This is a genomic window from Pseudomonas artemisiae, from assembly GCF_057128685.1.
Genome location: NZ_JBSKHS010000009.1, coordinates 76,217 through 95,096, shown reverse-complemented (window position 1 = coordinate 95,096; position 18,880 = coordinate 76,217). Strand labels below are relative to the sequence as shown.

General features: G+C 63.3%; 16 protein-coding genes. 5 read left to right on the top strand and 11 right to left on the bottom strand.

Annotation, left to right across the window (positions count from 1 at the left end):
• The first annotated feature begins 63 nt into the window (after nucleotides 1–63).
• The 3 genes from tcuA to tcuC are packed head-to-tail and all read left to right on the top strand — an operon-like array spanning nucleotide 64 to nucleotide 4,023.
• Nucleotides 64–1,518, top strand: coding sequence for an FAD-dependent tricarballylate dehydrogenase TcuA (gene tcuA, locus ACWKV4_RS12485; RefSeq protein WP_483832384.1), 1,455 nt, complete (start codon nucleotides 64–66; stop codon nucleotides 1,516–1,518).
• Nucleotides 1,505–2,662, top strand: coding sequence for a tricarballylate utilization 4Fe-4S protein TcuB (tcuB, locus tag ACWKV4_RS12480; RefSeq protein WP_483832385.1), 1,158 nt, complete (start codon nucleotides 1,505–1,507; stop codon nucleotides 2,660–2,662). The genes tcuA and tcuB overlap by 14 nt, the downstream gene beginning before the upstream one ends.
• A 56-nt stretch (nucleotides 2,663–2,718) precedes the next feature.
• Nucleotides 2,719–4,023 (top strand): tricarballylate/proton symporter TcuC, encoded by a 1,305-nt coding sequence (tcuC, locus tag ACWKV4_RS12475; RefSeq protein ID WP_483832386.1) that lies wholly within the window; start codon nucleotides 2,719–2,721, stop codon nucleotides 4,021–4,023.
• 221 nt (nucleotides 4,024–4,244) lie between these two features.
• Here tcuC and ACWKV4_RS12470 read toward each other — a convergent pair whose 3' ends face one another.
• The 11 genes from ACWKV4_RS12470 to ACWKV4_RS12420 all read right to left on the bottom strand — a co-directional run bounded on the left by ACWKV4_RS12470 (nucleotide 4,245) and on the right by ACWKV4_RS12420 (nucleotide 17,039).
• Nucleotides 4,245–6,062, bottom strand: a complete 1,818-nt coding sequence (locus tag ACWKV4_RS12470) for a hypothetical protein (protein ID WP_483832387.1) — start codon at nucleotides 6,060–6,062, stop codon at nucleotides 4,245–4,247.
• Nucleotides 6,062–7,087 carry a CesT family type III secretion system chaperone gene (locus tag ACWKV4_RS12465; protein ID WP_483832388.1) on the bottom strand — a complete coding sequence of 342 codons (1,026 nt, stop codon included), beginning with the start codon at nucleotides 7,085–7,087 and terminating at the stop codon, nucleotides 6,062–6,064. The genes ACWKV4_RS12470 and ACWKV4_RS12465 overlap by 1 nt, the downstream gene beginning before the upstream one ends.
• Nucleotides 7,088–7,557: 470 nt before the next feature.
• The gene (locus ACWKV4_RS12460; protein WP_483832389.1) at nucleotides 7,558–8,097 is read right to left on the bottom strand and encodes a DUF2058 domain-containing protein; all 540 of its coding nucleotides are present in this window, start codon (nucleotides 8,095–8,097) and stop codon (nucleotides 7,558–7,560) included.
• Between the two features lie 40 nt (nucleotides 8,098–8,137).
• Nucleotides 8,138–8,980 (bottom strand): nucleoside triphosphate pyrophosphohydrolase, encoded by an 843-nt coding sequence (gene mazG, locus ACWKV4_RS12455; protein ID WP_483832390.1) that lies wholly within the window; start codon nucleotides 8,978–8,980, stop codon nucleotides 8,138–8,140.
• On the bottom strand, nucleotides 8,977–11,226 hold the full coding sequence (gene relA / locus ACWKV4_RS12450; protein WP_483832391.1) for a GTP diphosphokinase: 2,250 nt from the start codon (nucleotides 11,224–11,226) through the stop codon (nucleotides 8,977–8,979). The genes mazG and relA overlap by 4 nt, the downstream gene beginning before the upstream one ends.
• Nucleotides 11,227–11,306: 80 nt before the next feature.
• Nucleotides 11,307–12,671 carry a 23S rRNA (uracil(1939)-C(5))-methyltransferase RlmD gene (rlmD, locus tag ACWKV4_RS12445; protein WP_483832392.1) on the bottom strand — a complete coding sequence of 455 codons (1,365 nt, stop codon included), beginning with the start codon at nucleotides 12,669–12,671 and terminating at the stop codon, nucleotides 11,307–11,309.
• Nucleotides 12,661–13,572 carry a cysteine synthase CysM gene (gene cysM / locus ACWKV4_RS12440; protein ID WP_483832393.1) on the bottom strand — a complete coding sequence of 304 codons (912 nt, stop codon included), beginning with the start codon at nucleotides 13,570–13,572 and terminating at the stop codon, nucleotides 12,661–12,663. The genes rlmD and cysM overlap by 11 nt, the downstream gene beginning before the upstream one ends.
• Nucleotides 13,573–13,671: 99 nt before the next feature.
• The gene (locus ACWKV4_RS12435) at nucleotides 13,672–14,595 is read right to left on the bottom strand and encodes a 5-oxoprolinase subunit C family protein (RefSeq protein ID WP_483832394.1); all 924 of its coding nucleotides are present in this window, start codon (nucleotides 14,593–14,595) and stop codon (nucleotides 13,672–13,674) included.
• Complete coding sequence (locus tag ACWKV4_RS12430) at nucleotides 14,592–15,320, bottom strand: 5-oxoprolinase subunit B family protein (RefSeq protein WP_483832395.1); 729 nt, start codon at nucleotides 15,318–15,320, stop codon at nucleotides 14,592–14,594. The genes ACWKV4_RS12435 and ACWKV4_RS12430 overlap by 4 nt, the downstream gene beginning before the upstream one ends.
• Nucleotides 15,317–16,054 carry a 5-oxoprolinase subunit PxpA gene (locus ACWKV4_RS12425; RefSeq protein WP_483832396.1) on the bottom strand — a complete coding sequence of 246 codons (738 nt, stop codon included), beginning with the start codon at nucleotides 16,052–16,054 and terminating at the stop codon, nucleotides 15,317–15,319. The genes ACWKV4_RS12430 and ACWKV4_RS12425 overlap by 4 nt, the downstream gene beginning before the upstream one ends.
• A 97-nt stretch (nucleotides 16,055–16,151) precedes the next feature.
• Nucleotides 16,152–17,039: a LysR family transcriptional regulator gene (locus ACWKV4_RS12420; protein ID WP_483832397.1), complete on the bottom strand. Its 888-nt coding sequence runs from the start codon at nucleotides 17,037–17,039 to the stop codon at nucleotides 16,152–16,154.
• A 161-nt stretch (nucleotides 17,040–17,200) separates the two neighbouring features.
• On the opposite strand from ACWKV4_RS12420, the gene ACWKV4_RS12415 reads away from it, so the two are divergent.
• Nucleotides 17,201–17,917: a DUF969 domain-containing protein gene (locus ACWKV4_RS12415; protein WP_483832398.1), complete on the top strand. Its 717-nt coding sequence runs from the start codon at nucleotides 17,201–17,203 to the stop codon at nucleotides 17,915–17,917.
• Nucleotides 17,914–18,864 (top strand): DUF979 domain-containing protein, encoded by a 951-nt coding sequence (locus ACWKV4_RS12410; protein WP_483832399.1) that lies wholly within the window; start codon nucleotides 17,914–17,916, stop codon nucleotides 18,862–18,864. Before ACWKV4_RS12415 ends, ACWKV4_RS12410 begins: the two co-directional genes overlap by 4 nt.
• The last annotated feature ends 16 nt before the right edge of the window (nucleotides 18,865–18,880 follow it).

Below are 18,880 nucleotides of genomic sequence, written 5' to 3'. Positions count from 1 at the left end.
GCCTCTAGTGTGCGCTCACTCGCCCGCCGGGTTCGGTGCGCGGTAGTGAATCGAGGACAACCGATGGTAGATGTTTTGGTCATTGGCGGCGGCAACGCGGCCCTGTGCGCCGCGCTGATGGCGCGCGAGGCAGGCGCCAGCGTAATGGTGTTGGAGGGTTCGCCCAAAGCCTGGCGTGGTGGCAACTCCCAACACACCCGCAACCTTCGCTGCATGCATGACGCGCCTCAAGATGTATTGATCGAGGCCTACCCTGAAGAAGAATACTGGCAAGACCTGCTAAAGGTCACCGGCGGCCTGACTGATGAAAAGCTTGCACGCATCGCCATCCGTGCGTCTTCGTCTTGCCGGGACTGGATGCGCGCCCACGGCGTGCATTTTCAGCCGCCGCTGTCAGGCGCACTGCACGTGGCCCGTACCAATGCGTTCTTCATGGGCGGCGGCAAGGCCCTGATCAACGCCTATTTTCGCAGCGCCGAACGCTTAGGCATACAGATTCGCTACGACGCCCAGGTGACGGACATCGAGCTTGACGGCGATCGGTTCGTAGCCGCGCACATCGGCGCGCGGGAGGTAGAAGGTGCGCGGCTGCCTGCCGAACGTATCGAGGCACGCGCCTGCGTGCTGGCCGCAGGCGGGTTTGAGTCCAACCGGGAATGGCTGCGCGAAGCCTGGGGCCAGAACGACCGCGGCGAATGGCCCTCGGACAACTTTTTGATTCGCGGCACGCGCTTCAATACCGGCGTATTGCTGCGGCGCATGCAAGGCCTGGGGGCAGACATCATCGGCGACCCTACCCAGGCACATATGGTAGCCATTGATGCACGCGCGCCGCTGTATGACGGTGGCATTTGCACCCGCATCGACTGTGTATCCCTAGGGGTGGTGGTCAACCGTGACGGCTTGCGCTTCTATGATGAAGGGGAGGATTTCTGGCCCAAGCGCTACGCCATATGGGGCCGCCTGGTAGCCGGGCAACCCAACCAACAGGCCTATTCGATCATCGACCACCAAGCTATCGGCCATTTTATGCCGCCGGTGTTTCCCGGCACACAGGCCAACACCCTGGCGGAACTGGCGCGGTTGCTGGAGCTGCCAGAAGCCACTTTCGTCCAGACAGTTGAAGACTACAACCGCGCCTGCCAAGTTGGCAGCTTCGACCACACCTCCCTGGATGACTGCCACACCCAAGGCTTGTCGCCCGCTAAAACCCACTGGGCGCGGCCGCTGGTCAAGCCGCCGTTCTACGCCTACCCGCTCAAGCCTGGGGTGACCTTTACCTACCTGGGTTTGGCCACGGATGAGACCGCCGCGGTGCACTTCAATGGCAGGCCCAGCCCGAACCTGTTCGTGGCTGGCGAGATGATGGCCGGCAATGTGCTGGGCAAGGGCTATACCGCCGGCATCGGGATGGCCATCGGCACCGCCTTTGGCCGCATCGCCGGGGTTCAAGCCGCTGCCTCCGTGGGGTTCAGCCCCTCCCCCCTGCGTTTGGAACCCCGCCATGCAACTATTTGACCCAAAAGCGCCTGGCGCCTTGATACCTGTGCTCAACCTGCAAGAAAGCGAAGTGCAGCGGCAGATGACTGTCTGCAATGCTTGCCGCTACTGCGAGGGGTTTTGCGCGGTATTCCCGGCCATGACCCGGCGCCTGACCTTCAACCAGGCCGACATCCACTACTTGGCCAACCTCTGCCACAACTGCGGCGCCTGCCTCACCTCATGCCAATACGCCGCGCCCCATGAGTTCGCCATCAATGTACCCAAGGCCATGGCCAAAGTGCGCCTTGATACCTATACGGAATTCGCCTGGCCTCGCCCCCTAGGGGTGCTGTACCAGCGCAATGGCCTGACCCTGGCGCTGGCGGTCGGGGGTGGGTTGGCGTTGTTCCTGTGTTTGACCCTGATGCTGATGGGTAACCTCTACACGCCTATTGCTGGGGGCAATTTTTATGGGATATTCCCCCACAACACCCTGGCCCTGATGTTCAACGCGGTATTTGGTTTTGCGCTGCTGGCGCTCAGCATGGGCGTACGGCGCTTCTGGCGCACCGTATCACCGGCACAGGCGCCTTTACCGCTCAAAGCCAGCGCGGCTCTGGAGGCCAGCAGCAATGCCGCGCAATTGACCTACCTGGATGGCGGCCACGGCCAGGGCTGCACTAACGCCGACGACAAGTTCACGCTGTGGCGCAAGCGCTTCCACCATGCCACCTTCTACGGCTTCATGCTGTGCTTTGCCGCCACCTTCACCGCGACGCTGTACCACTACCTGCTGGATTGGTCGGCGCCCTACCCCGTGTTCAGCCTGCCGGTGATGCTGGGTGTGATTGGCGGCATTGGCCTGTTGGTCGGCCCGTCTGGCCTGCTGTGGCTGCACCTTCGGCGCAACCCGGAACAAGGCGATGCGAATCAAAAGCCCATGGACTGCGGCTTTATCGCCCTGTTGCTGCTGGTCAGCGCCAGTGGCCTGGCGTTGCTGGCCTTTCGTGAAAGCGCCGCACTGGGCGTGTTGCTGGCCGTCCACCTTGGGCTGGTCATGGCGTTCTTCCTGACCATGCCCTACAGCAAGTTCGCCCACGGGGTGTTTCGTAGCGCCGCGCTATTTAAATACAACATCGAAAAACGCCAACCCAACCCGATCAACGCTGGCAGCGATTGATTCAACTGGGCTGATTCCTGCTCATCACGATAACAATAACGAGTGCAACTCAAGCCATGATGACTACACACCTAGAAACCACAGGCTCGCGCGCATCCAAATTCGGCGCCATTATCCGGGTCACCAGTGGCAACTTTCTCGAGCAGTTTGACTTTTTCCTGTTCGGGTTTTACGCCACCTACATCGCCCAAACGTTCTTCCCCGCCACCAGCGAGTTCGCCTCACTGATGATGACCTTCGCAGTGTTCGGGTCGGGCTTTTTGATGCGCCCGCTGGGTGCCATCGTACTGGGTGCGTATATCGATAAAGTGGGCCGCCGCAAGGGGCTGATCGTCACCCTCTCGATCATGGCCTGCGGCACGGTGCTGATTGCGTTGGTGCCAGGCTACGCTACCATTGGCGTAGCCGCGCCTTTCCTGGTACTGCTCGGGCGGTTGTTGCAAGGTTTTTCCGCTGGGGCAGAACTGGGCGGTGTGTCGGTGTACCTGGCAGAAATCGCCACCCCGGGGCATACCGGCTTTTACACCAGTTGGCAGTCCGCCAGCCAGCAGATCGCGATCATCCTGGCCGCGGCCCTGGGCTATGCCATCAGTACCCTGATGCAAGCCAGTGAAATTGCCGCCTGGGGATGGCGGGTACCGTTTTTCATTGGGTGCGTGATCATCCCGTTCATTTTTATCATCCGCCGCTCGCTGCAAGAAACCGAAGCATTCAAGGCACGCGCCCATCACCCTAGCACCCGCGAAGTGTTCCGCTCGATGCGAGACAATTGGCGCACGGTACTGGCCGGCGGCTTACTGGCCTCGATGACCACCACCACTTTTTACCTGATCACGGTGTACACTCCGACATTCGGCAGAAGCGTGCTGCACCTGAGCACTACCGATAGCCTGGTGGTCACCCTGTTCGTTGGCCTGACCAACTTTATCTGGCTGCCCATTGGCGGCGCGCTGTCTGATCGGATCGGCCGGCGTCCGTTATTGCTGGCCATTTCCCTGTTGTGCATCTTCACCGCCTACCCAGCCATGCATTGGCTCGCGGCAGCCGCCAGCTTCGAGCGGCTGTTGGCCGTACTGATGTATTTTTCGTTCTTCTTCGGGATGTACAACGGCGCGATGGTGGCGGCACTGACTGAAGTGATGCCCCAGGAAGTGAGAGTAGTGGGCTTCTCACTGGCGTTTAGCCTGGCGACCGCGGTGTTTGGCGGCTTTACCCCAGCGATGTCGACCTATCTGGTGCAACTGACCGGTGACAAGGCGTCACCGGCTTATTGGCTGATGTTCGCTGCGGTGTGCGGATTGTCAGCAACCCTGGTGCTGTACCGGCAGCGGCGGCAAGCGGTGGTGGCCAAGGCTGTCTAGTTTCGGTCGGCGCGGCCCCTATTCGCCAGCTTTGCTGGCTCTTATCAAACAAAACGCTTTGATTTAAAAGACTAAATCACCCTGCTTTAACTAGCGCTGTGCGCGTTGGACGGCGAAGCCGTCCCCGTGCACAGGACTCACAGACACCGCAGACTGCGCCTCGGAGCGGCCGAGCGCAGGTGCGGCGTAGTTGGGTGTCCGCCGTGGATGGCGGGTGAGCATTACAGGCCAGCATTGCGCATGATCGTGTCCCCATCCAAGGGGCCCCCCAGGTCCAGATTCATGCCCACTTGCGGAGGCGCCGTTGCAGCGCTTGGCTGAACAGAGGCAGCCAAGGCAGCGGCGGCTTGAGCGGCGGTTGGCGTAGGCGCGGTGGTGGACGCAGTGGCCGCGGCGGGCGCAGGCGCAGGTGCCGACGCACGAAGAGCACCAGCGGCAGGAGCGGGCCTGCTGGAACTGGCAGCAACACTGGTTGGCGCGGCGGTTGGTCGGCCCACGGGCACTTTGCCAAGGCGGGCTTGAGTCAGGGCTGCCGCATGGCTTTGCAAAGAGCTCGCCACTGGCGCTGGCGCAGGTCGGTTCGCAGGGGCGGCTGTCGGCCGGGCCGGGGTAGGCTGGGCGGAATTGCCTGGGGCAGTAGGCCCCGCAGGCCCCGGCGCGCTGCCGGAACCGCTTGTTATGCCCTGCGCTTGCGCCGGTGTCACCGTCACGTTGACCCCCCCTTGCACACCGGCCGCCTGAGTGGTTCCAGTTTTCAATGCGGCGCGTGCAGCTCGGTTAGGGGCGTGGGCACCGTAGGTCCTGTTGGTCGCATCGTAGGTCAAGCCAAACATGGCCGCAGTGCCAGCGTTGTTCAGGAATTGAGACACCGCCGGCGAGACCTTGCCCCTGGTCACGCTGTCTATCGCCAGGGGCACGGCACCTGAAATATTGTTCCAGCTCAAGCGCGCAGGAGAGTGATCCAGCAGGCGCTCATAGTCCTTGAGCGGGAACATCTTTTTGACCTCGGTCTGCAACTGCTGGGTATCGCCCACTTGTTTCACGTTAGCTTCTTTGCCCCGGTAAGCATCCACGGTTTCGATGGCCGTGTTAAACAGCGCGCGTACACTCGCCACCGTGTTGATCGCGCTGTTGAGCGCCGCGCCGGTCAAGGGTTTACCGTGCTCATCATTCACTGCTGGGCCCGCCACGGTTTGCCCCGCGGGCAAGGCTTGGCCAATCACCGCATCTTGCAGGTAGCCCGTGGCCAGGGTCATGGCCGAGTAGGTCCAGGCATTGGCGTGCATGTTATCGGCGTTGACCCCATGGGTGGCCGTGCCCTTGGTACTTTTGGTGGTGGCGATGGTCGCCTGCGCGGTTTCGCGGGTGACGGCATAAGTCAGGTTGCGCAGCTGTGTGGCCAGCACCCGGGCGGCCAAGGCGCCATCGCCGTGGCTATGGCTCAGCGCGGACATCACCAGGAAGGCGGCGTCGGCCAGCATCTCGTTGCGCGTTACATTGCGCGAGTCGCTATTGTGTTCGGCTGTGAGCGCGGCCTTTTCAGCGGGTGTTTTGGCCTGCCACTCTTGGTCGCTCAGGCCGAAATGGCCCCGCACCCCCACTTCCGGGTTCGGGTGTTGCAGGCGAGAATGGCGATAGAGGTTCGCCGCTATCTTGCCTGCAGACACCGCCACTTGGGCGGTCATCATTCCCGCAACGCCGCCCTTCTCCTGAAGTGCTGGCAGCATGGCATTGTAGGCATGCATAAACACTTCTTCGCGGGCGAAGGTAGTGGCCCCGCAGGTAATCAGTTGTTGCACACCGTGCCCGGCCATGGCGCCAAGGGTGCGCGCCGAAGGCAGGCTACTGCGTGTGTCGTCGAGCAGCATGCCGCCGGTGGCCAATGCCGAGTTACCGGCGTTGTGCAAGCGGTCCGCCCAGGTGGGTCGTTGCTGCCCCGCATTGCCGGCGTTGCCCGTGCCCGTATTGCCTGCTGGGGGTTGTTGCGCGATGGGCAGGTAGGGGGAAGCACTGTGGTTATTGCTAACGCCGCCGACCATTAGGCATTACTCCCGTTCAAACGCTTGCCTGGGGTAGCGCCAGGCCGCTGATTGCTGTCAATGCCCACCGCTAGCGTCACGAAACCCGCCAGCCAGCTCGCCAGGTCGTTGCCATTGAGCCCAGTGCTGTCCCAGCGTGCTTGCAGGCTTGCGCCAGCGGGTGCCAGGGCAACGCCACAGTGGGCGCCGGTCATCAAATACAGGTTGCTCTGCAAGGCCGCGCCGCGTTGCTCGGCGCTGTTTAGGGCAACCGCCACCGGCGTGCTGAGCAGCAGGTGGCGTTGGTCAGGGTCGGCGATGATGTCGATGTAGCGATCGTTCACCTTGAGCGAGCCCACGCTACCAAAGGCCCGGCCTGGCAGCGGCACTTGCAGGGCAGTGAAGGCCTGCTCGAGCAAGCGGCGGTGCCACTGGTCGTTGATCTGCTGCTCAGCGATGGCGTCGACTTTCTCGCCCAGCTGCGCCAATTGCGAGTTAGCCGGGGCCATATCCGGCGAGGGCTGTTCGGGAGGATTTTCGCTGGCCTGGGCGGCGGCTATCAGCGTGACCAGCAGGCTGGCGCCCAGCGCTTGCATCTGCTCAATGGCCTCGATCAGCGCCTGGCTGTCGTTATGGTGGTAGAAGGGTAACTGCTTGACCAGCAGCGTGGCGCCGCTTGCATCCTGGGCCCACACACAGGTGTCCAGGGCCATGCTCACGCAATTGGCGCGCAGCAGGGCCTCGCTCCACAGCAAAGGGCTGATCCCGGTCGGCGGTTGGATGAACCCCAGCAAGGACCACCTGGGCGGTTCCTCTTGTTGGCGGACCATCAGCACGTTCAAGGGTGACAGCGTCAGCATGCCGTAGCCTGCGAAGGTTGCGGCTGCCTGGGGTGATAGCCCCAATGCGCGGGCAACTTCGGTCAGCCAGGCGCGGGTGTCGTCCCCCAGTGGCGGCAGACCGTTGAGCGTGGTGTCGGCGGGCGCCTTGCGGGCCTGGGGCGAGCGCGGCGGGGTAGAAAAACGCAGGTTGGGGTCTGCAAGCATGAGATCACCAATCGGTCAGCGCCTATTTCTAAAGCGCCCTGGCACATGGCCAAGCCGCCACCAAGGGCGTTACAAGTAGGCAGGGCATGTTCGTAGGTCTGTGTGGTGCCAGCAGACGATTGGTTCCCTGCCCGGCACTACATTGCACTACATTGCTGTACTGCCCGCATGCGCCGAGGAACCAGCCCGGTGCTGGCGCCACACTGGGGCGTCCGGTTCAAGGTACTCGCGGCGGTCATGCCCCGCTCCTATGGTTCACCACGCTCCCCCATGACTTGGGCGTTACTGGTTGCGCTCAGCGCGGCAAACTGGGGTGTCTGACGCCTGACAACAACCTCGCGGTGCAGCTTTCGCGAGCTATCGCTCACTCCTACACCCTGAACCGCGCCCGAGGGTGGGACAGTGCGCAGGTCAGCCTGCAGGAGCCAGCCCAGCTGGCGAATCGACGCGCCTAATGGTGGGCTGGCGTTTTACCACATCAGGTCATCGGGGATTTTGTACGCGGCGTACGGATCGTCGCCTTCGGTTTCCTCGGTGGGCATATTAAGCAACACGATGCGCCTAGGCTCACGCTCCTGAACCTTCAGCGCGGCTTCGCGCGGGATCACTTCGTAGCCGCCCCCATGGTGGACAATGGCCAGGCTGCCGTTGGACAGCTTGCCGCGCATCAGGCTGTTGACCGACAGGCGCTTGACCTTCTTGTCGTCTACGAAGTTGTAGTAATCCTCGGTGGTGAGCTTGGGCAGGCGAGTGGCTTCCACCAACTGCTTGACCTGGGCGGCGCGGGCCTTGGCTTCGGCTTTTTCCTGCTGCTGACGGTTCAGCTCCTGGTCTTTGCGCAGCTTTTCAGCGGCGGCTTCCTGAGCCTGGCGCTTTTGCGTGTCGTCGGCCTCGGCCTGGCCTTTTTGCACCAGGCGCTTTTGCTTTTGCTGGTCCTTGGTGACCTGCTTGACTTGTTTCTGATTGACCAGGCCTGCCTTAAGCAGTTGGTCACGAAGGGAAAGGCTCATGGTTTCACTCACTCTCACTCAGCCAAGGCTGACCACGCGATTAGGCGCTATTTTGTTCCTGACATTTCGCTTCGGCCCAGAGTGCATCCAGTGCCTGAAGGTCGCAATCTTCAATGAGTTGCCCCCGCGTGCGCAACTGCTGTTCGATGTAACGAAAGCGCCGCTCGAATTTTGCGTTGGCGCCACGCAGCGCTTGCTCTGGGTCCAGCTTGAGCTTGCGCCCCAGATTGGCCACCGTAAACAGCAGGTCGCCAAGCTCATCGACGATGGTCTCGGGGCTGCCGCCCGCCATGGCGTGGCGCAGCTCGCCCAGTTCTTCCTGGACCTTATCCAGCACGGGCAAGGCGTCAGGCCAGTCGAAGCCTACCGCCGCTACTCGCTTTTGTAACTTCACCGCCCTGGCCAGCGCGGGCAAGGTCACCGGCACGTCATCGAGCAAGGAGAGCTGCTCGGGCGCTGGCGCTCGCTCGGCGCGTTCCTGAGCCTTGATCTCTTCCCAACGCTGCTTTACCTGAGCCTCGTCGAGCCGTTGCTGGTCCACCGGTGCGTACAGTTGCGCCGTGGGGAATACATGGGGATGACGGCGGACCAACTTGCGGGTAATGCCATCGACCACCTGAGCAAAATCGAAGCGCCCTTCTTCCTGAGCCAGTTGGGCGTAGTACACCACCTGGAAGAGCAAATCCCCCAACTCCCCGGGCAGGTGAGCGTAGTCCTCCCGCTCGATGGCATCAGCCACTTCGTAAGCTTCTTCAAGGGTAAAGGGCACGATACTGGCAAAGGTTTGCTTCAGGTCCCACGGGCAGCCGTGGTCCGGGTCCCGCAGGCGCGCCATCAGGTACAGGAGATCGTTCAGGCCATAAGGCTCGGTGGGCTGATTCATGGGGTGCGGTTACGCCGGGCTTCGATGATGTTGGGCAGTTGCGAGATACGGCCAAGCAGCCGACCCAAGGCGTCGAGCCCTGGAATTTCAATGGTCAGCGACATCTGCGCGGTGTTGTCTTCCTTGTTGGAACGGGTATTGACCGCCAGCACGTTGATGCGCTCGTTGAGCAAGACCTGGGAGACGTCACGCAGCAAGCCGGAGCGGTCGTAGGCGCGAATGACGATATCCACCGGGTAGGTAAGCACCGGCACCGGGCCCCAATTCACTTGGATGATCCGCTCAGGTTCCTTGGCGCCCAGTTGCAGCACCGAAGCGCAATCCTGACGGTGGATGCTGACTCCGCGCCCTTGGGTGATGTAGCCCACGATCGCATCCCCTGGCAGCGGCTGACAGCAGCCGGCCATCTGGGTCAACAGGTTGCCCACCCCTTCGATCTGGATGTCCCCGCGCTTGCCAGGTTTGTAGCCGGCGCTGGATTTGCGCGGCAGCAGGTCGAATTGCTCGTTGTGGGTACGATCCGGCTCGGCCAACTGCTGGGCGGCATTGACCAACGGGGCCAGGCGCAGGTCCCCCGCGCCCAGAGCGGCAAACATGTCCTCGGCGGTCTTGACGTTGGTTTTCTCTGCTAGCCGCTCGACGTCCACCTGGGGCAAGCCCAGCCGGCTAAGCTCACGCTCCAGCAGGCTGCGCCCGGCCGCCACGTTCTGGTCGCGGGCCTGAAGCTTGAACCAGTGAACGATCTTGGCCCGGGCGCGGGAGGTGGTGACGTAACCCAGGTTGGAGTTGAGCCAGTCCCGGCTGGGGTTGCCGTGCTTGCTGGTGATGATTTCGACCTGCTCGCCGGTTTGCAGGCTGTAGTTCAACGGCACGATCCGGCCGTTGATCTTGGCCCCTCGGCAGTTGTGACCGATCTCGGTATGCACCCGGTAGGCGAAGTCCAGCGGCGTGGCGCCTTTGGGGAGGTCGATGGCGTGGCCATCCGGGGTGAATACGTATACCCGGTCCGGCTCGATATCCACCCGCAACTGCTCGGCCAACCCGCCGATATCGCCCAGTTCCTCGTGCCATTCCAGCACTTGGCGCAGCCAGGAGATTTTTTCTTCGTAATGATTTGAGCTGGGTTTTACATCGGTGCCTTTATACCGCCAGTGGGCGCACACGCCCAATTCGGCTTCTTCGTGCATGGCGTGGGTACGGATCTGCACTTCCAGCACCTTGCCTTCAGGGCCGATGACCGCGGTATGCAGCGAGCGGTAACCGTTCTCCTTGGGGTTGGCGATGTAATCGTCGAACTCCTTGGGGATGTGCCGCCACAGGGTATGCACGATCCCCAGGGCGGTGTAGCAGTCCCGCACTTCCGGTACCAGCACCCGCACCGCGCGCACGTCGTAGATCTGGCTGAACTGCAGGCCCTTGCGCTGCATCTTGCGCCAGATGGAGTAGATATGTTTAGCGCGGCCGCTGATGTCCGCCTTGATGCCAGTGGCGGTGAGTTCGTATTCCAACTGGCTCATCACCTCGGAGATAAACCGTTCACGGTCCAGCCGCCGCTCGTGGAGCAAGGTCGCGATCTGTTTGTACTGGCCGGGCTCCAGGTAGCGGAAGGAGATGTCTTCCAACTCCCACTTGATATGACCGATGCCCAGGCGATGGGCCAAGGGCGCGTAGATGTCAAAGACTTCCCGGGCCACTCGTTGGCGCTTTTCTTCAGGGGCGTTCTTGACCGCGCGAATGGCGCAGGTACGCTCGGCCAGTTTGATCAAAGCCACGCGAACATCGTCCACCATGGCCACCAGCATCTTGCGCAGGTTATCGACCTGCACCTGGGAGCCCAGCACCAGGGATTGGCGTGGGCTGAGGCTGGCGCTGATGGCCGCCATGCGCAATACACCGTCGATCAGCTTGGCCACCACCGCGCCAAAGCGCTGGCCGACTTCCGCGAGGGACACCTTGCCTTCGCGCACGGCGCGGTAGATAACCGCTGCCACGAGTGAATCCTGATCGAGCTTGAGGTCGGCGAGAATTTCAGCGATCTCAAGCCCTGCCTGAAAGCTGGACGTGCCGTCGGCCCAGGAATGCTTGGCGGCGTGGGTGGGCACATCCAGGCCATGGGCGAACTGACAGGCGCTTTTCAACGCCTCCCGGTCCAGCGCCAGGTCGACGCTGACGATGTGATCAAGCCACGCCTCGAGGTTAACGCTGCCGTCTGTGTTGACCGGCTGTTGTGCTCTAACCTGTACCATGTTGCTTACCTTCCCTAGGCGGGCACCAAGCCCGCCCATGTTCGCTGGCTTTGACCTTCGCTACGCGCGAAGCTCGCCAGTCATACGGCCTGTGGGCCTTTTTCAAATAACGCCATCGCCTCGACATGGGACGTTTGCGGGAACATGTCGAGAACGCCAGCACGTTTCAAGCGATACCCCTGCTGCTGCAACACCAGGGTGTCTCGCGCCAGGGTGGCCGGATTGCACGATACATAGACAATGCGACGCACACCCAGCGAGGATATATGGCGAACTGTTTCAAAAGCGCCATCACGCGGCGGATCCAATAATACCCCAGAAAACCCACCCACGGCCCACTGCGCACCCTGCAGGGGCTCAGACAGATCGGCCTGATGAAAGGTCGCATTGCCCAGGCCGTTGCGTTGGGCATTGGCCGTGGCGCGCTCGACCATGCCGGCCACCCCTTCCACGCCCACAACTTGATCGGCCTGTTGGGCGAGGGGCAAGGCGAAATTTCCAAGGCCGCAGAACAGGTCCAGGATACGCTCCCCTGGCGCTGGCGCGAGCCAGTCCAACGCCTGGGCCACCATTGCCCGGTTTACCGCCTCGTTTACCTGCACGAAATCCCCGGGCCGATACGCCAGCTCAAGTGCCCAGGGCGCCAAGGGATAGCTCAACGAACCCTGCGGGTCATCCGCCACAGGCTCACCGCCCCCCTGCCACCACAGCTGCGCCCCATGCTGCGCGCAAAAGGCACGCAAGGCGGCTTGGTCGGCCTCGCTCAGGGGCGCGGTATGGCGCACCAACACCGCCGCGCAATCGCCAAAGAATAGCTCCACATGCCCGATGGCCTGTGGCGCGCTGAGCTGGCGCAACGTCTGCGGCAGCGCCTGGAAGATAGGCTGCAAGGGCTGTACCAGCACCAAGCACTGATCGATGTCCACAATCTGCTGACTGGCAGCGGCGCGAAACCCGACGTTCAGGTGCTGCTGTTTTGAATCCCAACGTACAGCCACGCGCGCCCGCCGACGGTAGGCAAACTCACTGCCCGCCAGTGGCGTTGCCCAGGCGTCCGGTTCGGTGCTGGCCACCTTAAGTAACTGCTCGGCCAATTGCCGTTGCTTTAGCGCCAGTTGGTCACTGTGGCTGATGTGCTGCACGGTACAGCCGCCGCAGCGGTCCACATAGGGGCATGGCGGTTCGCGACGCATGGCTGCAGGCTCCAGCACCCGTTCGGTTCTGGCCTCTACCACCTTACCGTGGGCACCTAGCACCCGGGCCTCTACCTCCTCCCCGGCCAGGGCGCCGGAAACGAACCAGGTACGGCCTTCGTTGAAGGCGATGCCCCGGCCATCGGCGGCCAACCGCTGAATGCTCAAACGCTGCTTTTTACCCACTGGCACCGCTGGCGAGCGTTGGCCGCCGCTGGGCACGAAGCGCAGCCCACTCTGTTTACGTGCCATCAGTCAGCGCATCGAACAGGCCGCTGGACAGGTAGCGGTCGCCACGGTCGCAGACGATTGCCACAATCACGGCGTTTTCCACCTCCTGGCTCAGGCGCAGCATGCCCGCTACCGCACCACCGGAGGACACACCGCAGAAGATGCCCTCTTCGCGGGCGAGCCGCCGCATGGTCTGCTCGGCTTCGTCTTGGCCCATATCGATGATCCGGTCTACCCGGTCGGCCTGGTAGATCTTGGGCATGTAAGCCTCCGGCCAGCGGCGTATGCCAGGAATGGCGGCGCCTTCCATAGGCTGAAGGCCTATGATCTGGACAGCTGGATTCTGCTCCTTGAGGTAGCGGGAGGTCCCCATGATGGTGCCGGTGGTGCCCATGGAGCTGACGAAATGGGTGATATTGCCAGCAGTCTGGCGCCACAGCTCGGGGCCAGTGCCCTGATAGTGCGCCTCGGGATTATCCGCGCTGGCAAACTGGTCCAGCAGCTTGCCGCGGCCTTCGGCCTGCATGCGCTCGGCCAGGTCGCGGGCGCCTTCCATGCCTTGCTCGCGGGTGACCTCGATCAACTGTGCGCCGTAGGCGGCCATGGCGGCCTTGCGTTCGGCGGTGGAGTTGTCCGGCATGATCAGGATCATCCGGTAACCCTTGATGGCCGCGGCCATGGCCAGGGCGATACCGGTGTTGCCGGAGGTGGCCTCGATCAAGGTATCGCCCGGAGCGATCTGGCCGCGAAGTTCCGCGCGGGTGATCATCGACAAGGCGGGACGGTCCTTTACGGAGCCGGCCGGGTTGTTGCCCTCAAGCTTCACCAGCAAGGTATTGCTGGTGGCCCCGCCCAGGCGCTGCAAGCGGACCAGCGGGGTATTGCCGATGCAGTCGGCGATAGTGGGGTAATGCACGCTCATGACATTTCGCATTCCGGACGCGGGGGGCGCTATGATACGCGCATTCGCCGCAGCGCCATATCACGCTCGGTTAGGAAGGTATTCCATTGGGTTATATGCCTATTGCGGTGATAGCGCCTGTACGGCCAGAAGATGATCGCGGCGCGCGTTCTCGGCCAGGGTGGCGCGTAACCGCAGGCGGTCCCCTGGAGCGGCCTGGGCCAGGCGCGCGCACGCCAAGGGGGTAAGCGCGCCCAGGCGCGGGTAACCGCCGATGGTCTGGCGGTCGTTGCCCAGTACGATAGGTTGGCCATCGGGCGGCACCTGCACGCTGCCCAGCGCGATACCCTCCGATACCAGCCCGCCCCCCTGATACACCAGTGCCGGCCCCAGCAGGCGGGAGCCCATGCGGTCGGCACGGCTGTCCAAGGTCCATTCTTCATTGAACGCCGCGAACAAGCTCTGCCCGGAGAAACCCGACGCCTGCGCGCCCAGGATAAGGTCCAAGGGCGCGCGCAGGCTCAGGTCCGGAATGCGTGCCACGGCAACCTCCCGGCCGTGGCTCACGGCCTTGGCGGCCACCAGGCTATCCCCTGCCGCCAGCGCGGCACCCTCCCCGGTCAGGCCACCCAGTTGGTCACGGGCCACCGTAGCCACGCTGCCTAACACTGCGGGTGCGCTGAACCCCCCGGGTGCCGCCAAGTAGGCACGCATACCCTGAACAGGGGCGTTAAACACCAGCCGTTGGCCACGCCGCAGGTTGAAGCTGCGCCAAGGCAACAGCGCCGCGCCCACTGAGGTGGCTTGCAAATCCGCCCCGGCCAGGGCGAGGTAGCTGTCAGCCTCGGCGACCAGCTCGAACCCGCCTAGGGTAATTTCCACCACCGCCGCCCCTGGTTCATTGCCCAGCAGCCAGTTGGCCCAGCCCATGGATAGCCAGTCCGCCGCGCCCCCTTGAGTGATGCCCAGGTGGCGCACGCCAAAACGCCCGGCGTCTTGCAACTGGCACAGTGCGTGGCTTTTCTCGATACGCAGGCGGGTCATGGGGCCTCTCCAAAGGGGGTAGGGTCGCCACCCAGGGCGATGAAACGCTCACGCTCGATGGCCTCGAAACGCACGCTATCCCCTGGGTTGAACAGGCTTTGCCCGTGGCTAAACAGCACCTGCGGCGTTCGCCCCAAGAGGTTCCAGCCACCCGGTGAAACGCTGGGGTAAATCGCGGTCTGCCGCTCGCCGATGCCCACGCTACCCGCCGCTACACGCTGCCGAGGGGTGGTCAGCCGGGGCGCGGCCAGGGCAGGCTCGACCAAGCCCATAAAGGCAAAACCTGGCGTAAAGCCCAACGCAAATACCCTATACGCCTTGGCGCAGTGGCGACGAATCACCTCCGCCCGCGCCAGCCCGCTCAATTGCGCCAGGCGGGGTAAATCCGGGCCCACGCTGGGGTCGTACCATACTGGCACCCTGTGCTCACGGCCCTGGCTAAGGTCGGTGGGGGCCAAACCGTCCAGGGCGCGTATCACCCGCTGTCGCGCCTGGGCAGGGCTGAGTTCGAGCACGTTAAAGTGAACCATCACCGTGGTGTACGAGGGTACGAGGTCTAGCGCTTGAGGGCCAAACTCCACCCGCAGCCGATCTGCCAGGGCCATTAACCAGCCCACATTGGCTTCGTCGATCTGCTCGAACAGCCGCACCATCAGCGCGTCCAGGGCCACGGTTTCGATGACCCCGGCCTGGCCCTGGCCAAAAGTCACCCGCAGGCCGCTCATGGCCGCTCGGCCTCAAGGGCTTGGCGTATGCGCCGCACCGCCGCCACCGAGGCCGGGTTGTCGCCATGTACGCAGAGGGTGTCCGTGTGCAGCCGCAACAGGCTGCCGTCGCGGGCGGTAAGGGGTTCACCACGGGCCAGGGCCAAGGCTTGGGCTACCACGGTATCGGCATGCTCGTGCACCGCCCCTGGCAAACGCCGGGAGACTAACTGGCCATTGCCTTCGTAAGCCCGGTCGGCAAAGCTTTCGAACCACAGCGGCACCCCCTGCTCGGCGGCCAGGGCACGCTGGGCGCTGTTGTCGCGGGTGGCCAACAGCACCAGGGGCACTTGATAGGCCGCCACCGCGGTAAGCACCGACGTGAGGATCGCAGGGTTGACCATCATGTCGTTGTACAGGGCCCCATGGGGCTTGACGTACTCAAGCCGAGTGCCTTCCAGGGCGCAGAACGCTTGCAAGGCGCCGATCTGGTAATGCAGCAGGCTTTCGATTTCTTCACCGGAGCAGGCCATGGAGCGGCGGCCGAAGCCGACCAGGTCTGGGTAGGCGGGATGGGCGCCGATGCGCACCGAGTGGCGGGCGGCCAGGGCCACGGTGCGGCGCATGGTCAGTGGGTCCCCGGCATGGTAGCCGCAGGCAACGTTGGCGCAATCGATCAGCGGCATCACTTCCTCATCCAGGCCCATGTGCCAGGCACCGTAGCTCTCGCCAATATCGCAGTTCAGGACAATCATGGGCCGCTCCAGCCGTGAAGGGTTGTCGCCTCACGGTAGAAGCGCGCGGCCGCTACGGTCAACTTAGAAAAACCCGCCCAGGGGTGATAACAATTGCTTAAGCCTTGGCCTGGCCGATCAACCCCTGCGCCAACGCCACCACGTGTTCAGAAAGCGCCATGCCGGGCCCAGTGCGCCAAGAGGCGACGATCTCCATGGGTGGCGGGGTAGCCGGGCCCTCCACCAGCCGCAAACTGCCCGTGTTCACCTGGGCCTGAACCAACGGCAAGGGGAGCAGGCCGATGCCGAAGCCATCTTCAATCAAGCGAATGATCGCCGAGGCGGAGTTCACGCAGTTGACCCGGCTGGTGGCAAGGTCCGCCCCATGCAACAGATTAAGCAGGTCTTGGTGAGGGCGAGAATTGCGCGAAAACGTCACGATGCGCTCGGCGGCCAGGGCGCGCAGGTTTGGGTAGGGGCGATCCTGGGCCGAGCCTGTGGCCACCACCCACTGCATCGGGTAGCGGTCCAGCACCGCGTTGCGCACGGTGTCCAGGCGCACCATGTCGGTTTGCAGAATGATGTCCTGGTAGCCTTTTTCCAGCTGGTCGCACAGGTTCCGCGCCGTGTCGGCGGTAATGTCCACCTCCACCGCAGGCCAGGTGGCGCCGATGCGCTGGACCAGCGCGCTGAACCAGGTGTGGATCACCGTATCCATGGCGCCGATGCGCAAATGCCCCCGCGCCAGGCCTGGGTCCTTGAGGGCAGCCTTAAGCTCATGCAGCGTGTCGACCATGCGCTCGGCGTAGTCCAGCACCCGTTGCCCTTCGGGCGTGAGGGTCACGCCACGGGGGTCGCGCACGAACAGGCGGCTGTCCAGTTCGTCCTCCAGGGCGGCGATTCGGCTGGAGATGCTGGCCTGGGTAGTGCACAGCTTTTCGGCGGTCAGCCGGAAGCTTTTGAGCCGAGCGACCCAGACAAAGGTTTCGAGGAAGCGGATGTTCATGGGTGTGGGCTCAAGAAAAACCTATCGGGGGGCACGGGATTTTCTCGTTGGACGCATCCCGCTACCGGTTTCAACAATGCCCCCATAACAACAGGGGGCTCCCCGCCCTTGCAACAATAAATAGCCTGAACCTGCCCCAAGCCCCCATAAAGGCACTTACCATGAATGAGTCGCTCAACCTTTGGCCGCTCGCGGGCGTCGCGGTCATCGTTCTCGGGTTTGTCCTGCGCTTCAACCCAATGCTGGTGGTGGCCATTGCCGCCGTGGTCACTGGCCTTGCGGCACACTTTCCGCTGGAGCAGATTCTGGCCAGCATCGGTACCGGCTTTATCAAAACCCGCACGTTGCCGCTGATCATCTTGCTGCCCTTGGCGGTGATCGGCCTGCTGGAACGTCATGGCCTGCGCCGCCATGCCCAGCAATGGATAGGCCGCTTCGCCCAAGCCACTGCCGGCCGCTTGTTGATCGGTTACCTGTTTGTTCGAGAATTCACCGCGGCCCTGGGGCTGACCAGCCTGGGCGGGCACCCGCAGATGGTACGCCCGCTGCTTGCGCCCATGGCCGAAGGCGCCGCTACCAGCCGCCATGGCCCACTGCCCGCCGCGGTGCGCCAACGGCTGTTGGCGTTTTGCGCCGCGACCGACAATATTGGTTTGTTCTTTGGCGAGGATGTGTTCGTCGCCTTTGGGGCCATCGCGCTGATGCATACCTTTTTGCTGGGGGTGGGCATTGATGTAGACCCGCTGCATATCGCGGCCTGGGGCATTCCAACGGCGGTCAGCGTGTTCGTTATCCATAGCCTGCGCCTGTACCGGCTGGATCAGTATCTGGCCCGGCATGCTACCCCTGCCCCTCAAGTACAGGGAGCGCCGCTATGATCCTGTCGATTCAATACCTGTATTGGCTGGCGGGCGTGGTGCTGGCGATCACCAGCGTGATGACCCTGGCCGACCGGGGCCACCCCAAGCGTTGGAGCAGTGGCCTGTTCTGGGGGCTGTTCGCCGTGGCGTTTCTGGCAGGCGAGCGGCTGCCGCCGGTGGCCGTTGGCGTCGGCGTGCTGCTGATGGCCGTGTTGGCCGGTTGTGGTGGGGTTGCGGTCGGCAGCTACCGGCCCTTGGCCGACAAGGCTCAGCAGGCCGTGGCCTCACGCTTGGGCAACCGGTTGTTCATTCCGGCGCTGGCCATCCCGCTGTTGACGGTGGCGATCGCGCTGGGCATGAAGCGTGTAAAACTCGGCGACCGCTGGCTGCTGGACCCGGCCAACACCACCTTCGTGGCCCTGGGCGTGGCCAGCGTGGTGGCCCTGGCCCTGGCCTGCTGGCTGACCCGCGACACCCCTGTGCAAGCGATGCGTGAGTCCCGGCGCCTCACCGAAGCCTTGGGCTGGGCACTGGTGCTGCCACAAATGTTGGCCATGTTGGGGCTGATGTTTACCGAAGCGGGCGTAGGCAAGGCGGTGGCCTTTTTGGCCAGTAGCTATATCGACATGGACTACCGGCTGGTGGCGGTGCTGGTGTACGTGCTGGGCATGGCGCTGTTCACCATGGTGATGGGCAACGGGTTTGCCGCCTTCCCGGTGATGACCGGTGGTGTGGGCGTACCGGTATTGATCGGGGTATACGGGGGCAACCCGGCGGTGATCGCAGCCATCGGTATGTTTTCCGGTTACTGCGGCACCTTGATGACGCCCATGGCGGCCAACTACAACCTGGTGCCCGCGGCCCTGCTGGAGCTGCCGGACCGCTATGCGGTGATCAAGGCGCAGGTGCCTACGGCCCTGACCATGCTGGTGGTCAATACGCTATTGCTCTACGCGCTGATGTAGCCGTGCGCCGGGCCGG

Bases quoted from the DNA above. Each gene is read 5' to 3' on its own strand.
- tcuC (WP_483832386.1), top strand. From the start codon at position 2,719: ATGATGACTACACACCTAGAAACCACAGGCTCGCGCGCATCCAAATTC.
- ACWKV4_RS12430 (WP_483832395.1), bottom strand. From the start codon at position 15,320: ATGAGCGGCCTGCGGGTGACTTTTGGCCAGGGCCAGGCCGGGGTCATC.
- ACWKV4_RS12410 (WP_483832399.1), top strand. From the start codon at position 17,914: ATGATCCTGTCGATTCAATACCTGTATTGGCTGGCGGGCGTGGTGCTG.
- ACWKV4_RS12465 (WP_483832388.1), bottom strand. From the start codon at position 7,087: ATGCTTGCAGACCCCAACCTGCGTTTTTCTACCCCGCCGCGCTCGCCC.
- ACWKV4_RS12460 (WP_483832389.1), bottom strand. From the start codon at position 8,097: ATGAGCCTTTCCCTTCGTGACCAACTGCTTAAGGCAGGCCTGGTCAAT.
- ACWKV4_RS12470 (WP_483832387.1), bottom strand. From the start codon at position 6,062: ATGGTCGGCGGCGTTAGCAATAACCACAGTGCTTCCCCCTACCTGCCC.
- ACWKV4_RS12415 (WP_483832398.1), top strand. From the start codon at position 17,201: ATGAATGAGTCGCTCAACCTTTGGCCGCTCGCGGGCGTCGCGGTCATC.
- ACWKV4_RS12435 (WP_483832394.1), bottom strand. From the start codon at position 14,595: ATGACCCGCCTGCGTATCGAGAAAAGCCACGCACTGTGCCAGTTGCAA.
- tcuA (WP_483832384.1), top strand. From the start codon at position 64: ATGGTAGATGTTTTGGTCATTGGCGGCGGCAACGCGGCCCTGTGCGCC.
- rlmD (WP_483832392.1), bottom strand. From the start codon at position 12,671: ATGGCACGTAAACAGAGTGGGCTGCGCTTCGTGCCCAGCGGCGGCCAA.
- ACWKV4_RS12420 (WP_483832397.1), bottom strand. From the start codon at position 17,039: ATGAACATCCGCTTCCTCGAAACCTTTGTCTGGGTCGCTCGGCTCAAA.
- relA (WP_483832391.1), bottom strand. From the start codon at position 11,226: ATGGTACAGGTTAGAGCACAACAGCCGGTCAACACAGACGGCAGCGTT.
- mazG (WP_483832390.1), bottom strand. From the start codon at position 8,980: ATGAATCAGCCCACCGAGCCTTATGGCCTGAACGATCTCCTGTACCTG.
- ACWKV4_RS12425 (WP_483832396.1), bottom strand. From the start codon at position 16,054: ATGATTGTCCTGAACTGCGATATTGGCGAGAGCTACGGTGCCTGGCAC.
- cysM (WP_483832393.1), bottom strand. From the start codon at position 13,572: ATGAGCGTGCATTACCCCACTATCGCCGACTGCATCGGCAATACCCCG.
- tcuB (WP_483832385.1), top strand. From the start codon at position 1,505: ATGCAACTATTTGACCCAAAAGCGCCTGGCGCCTTGATACCTGTGCTC.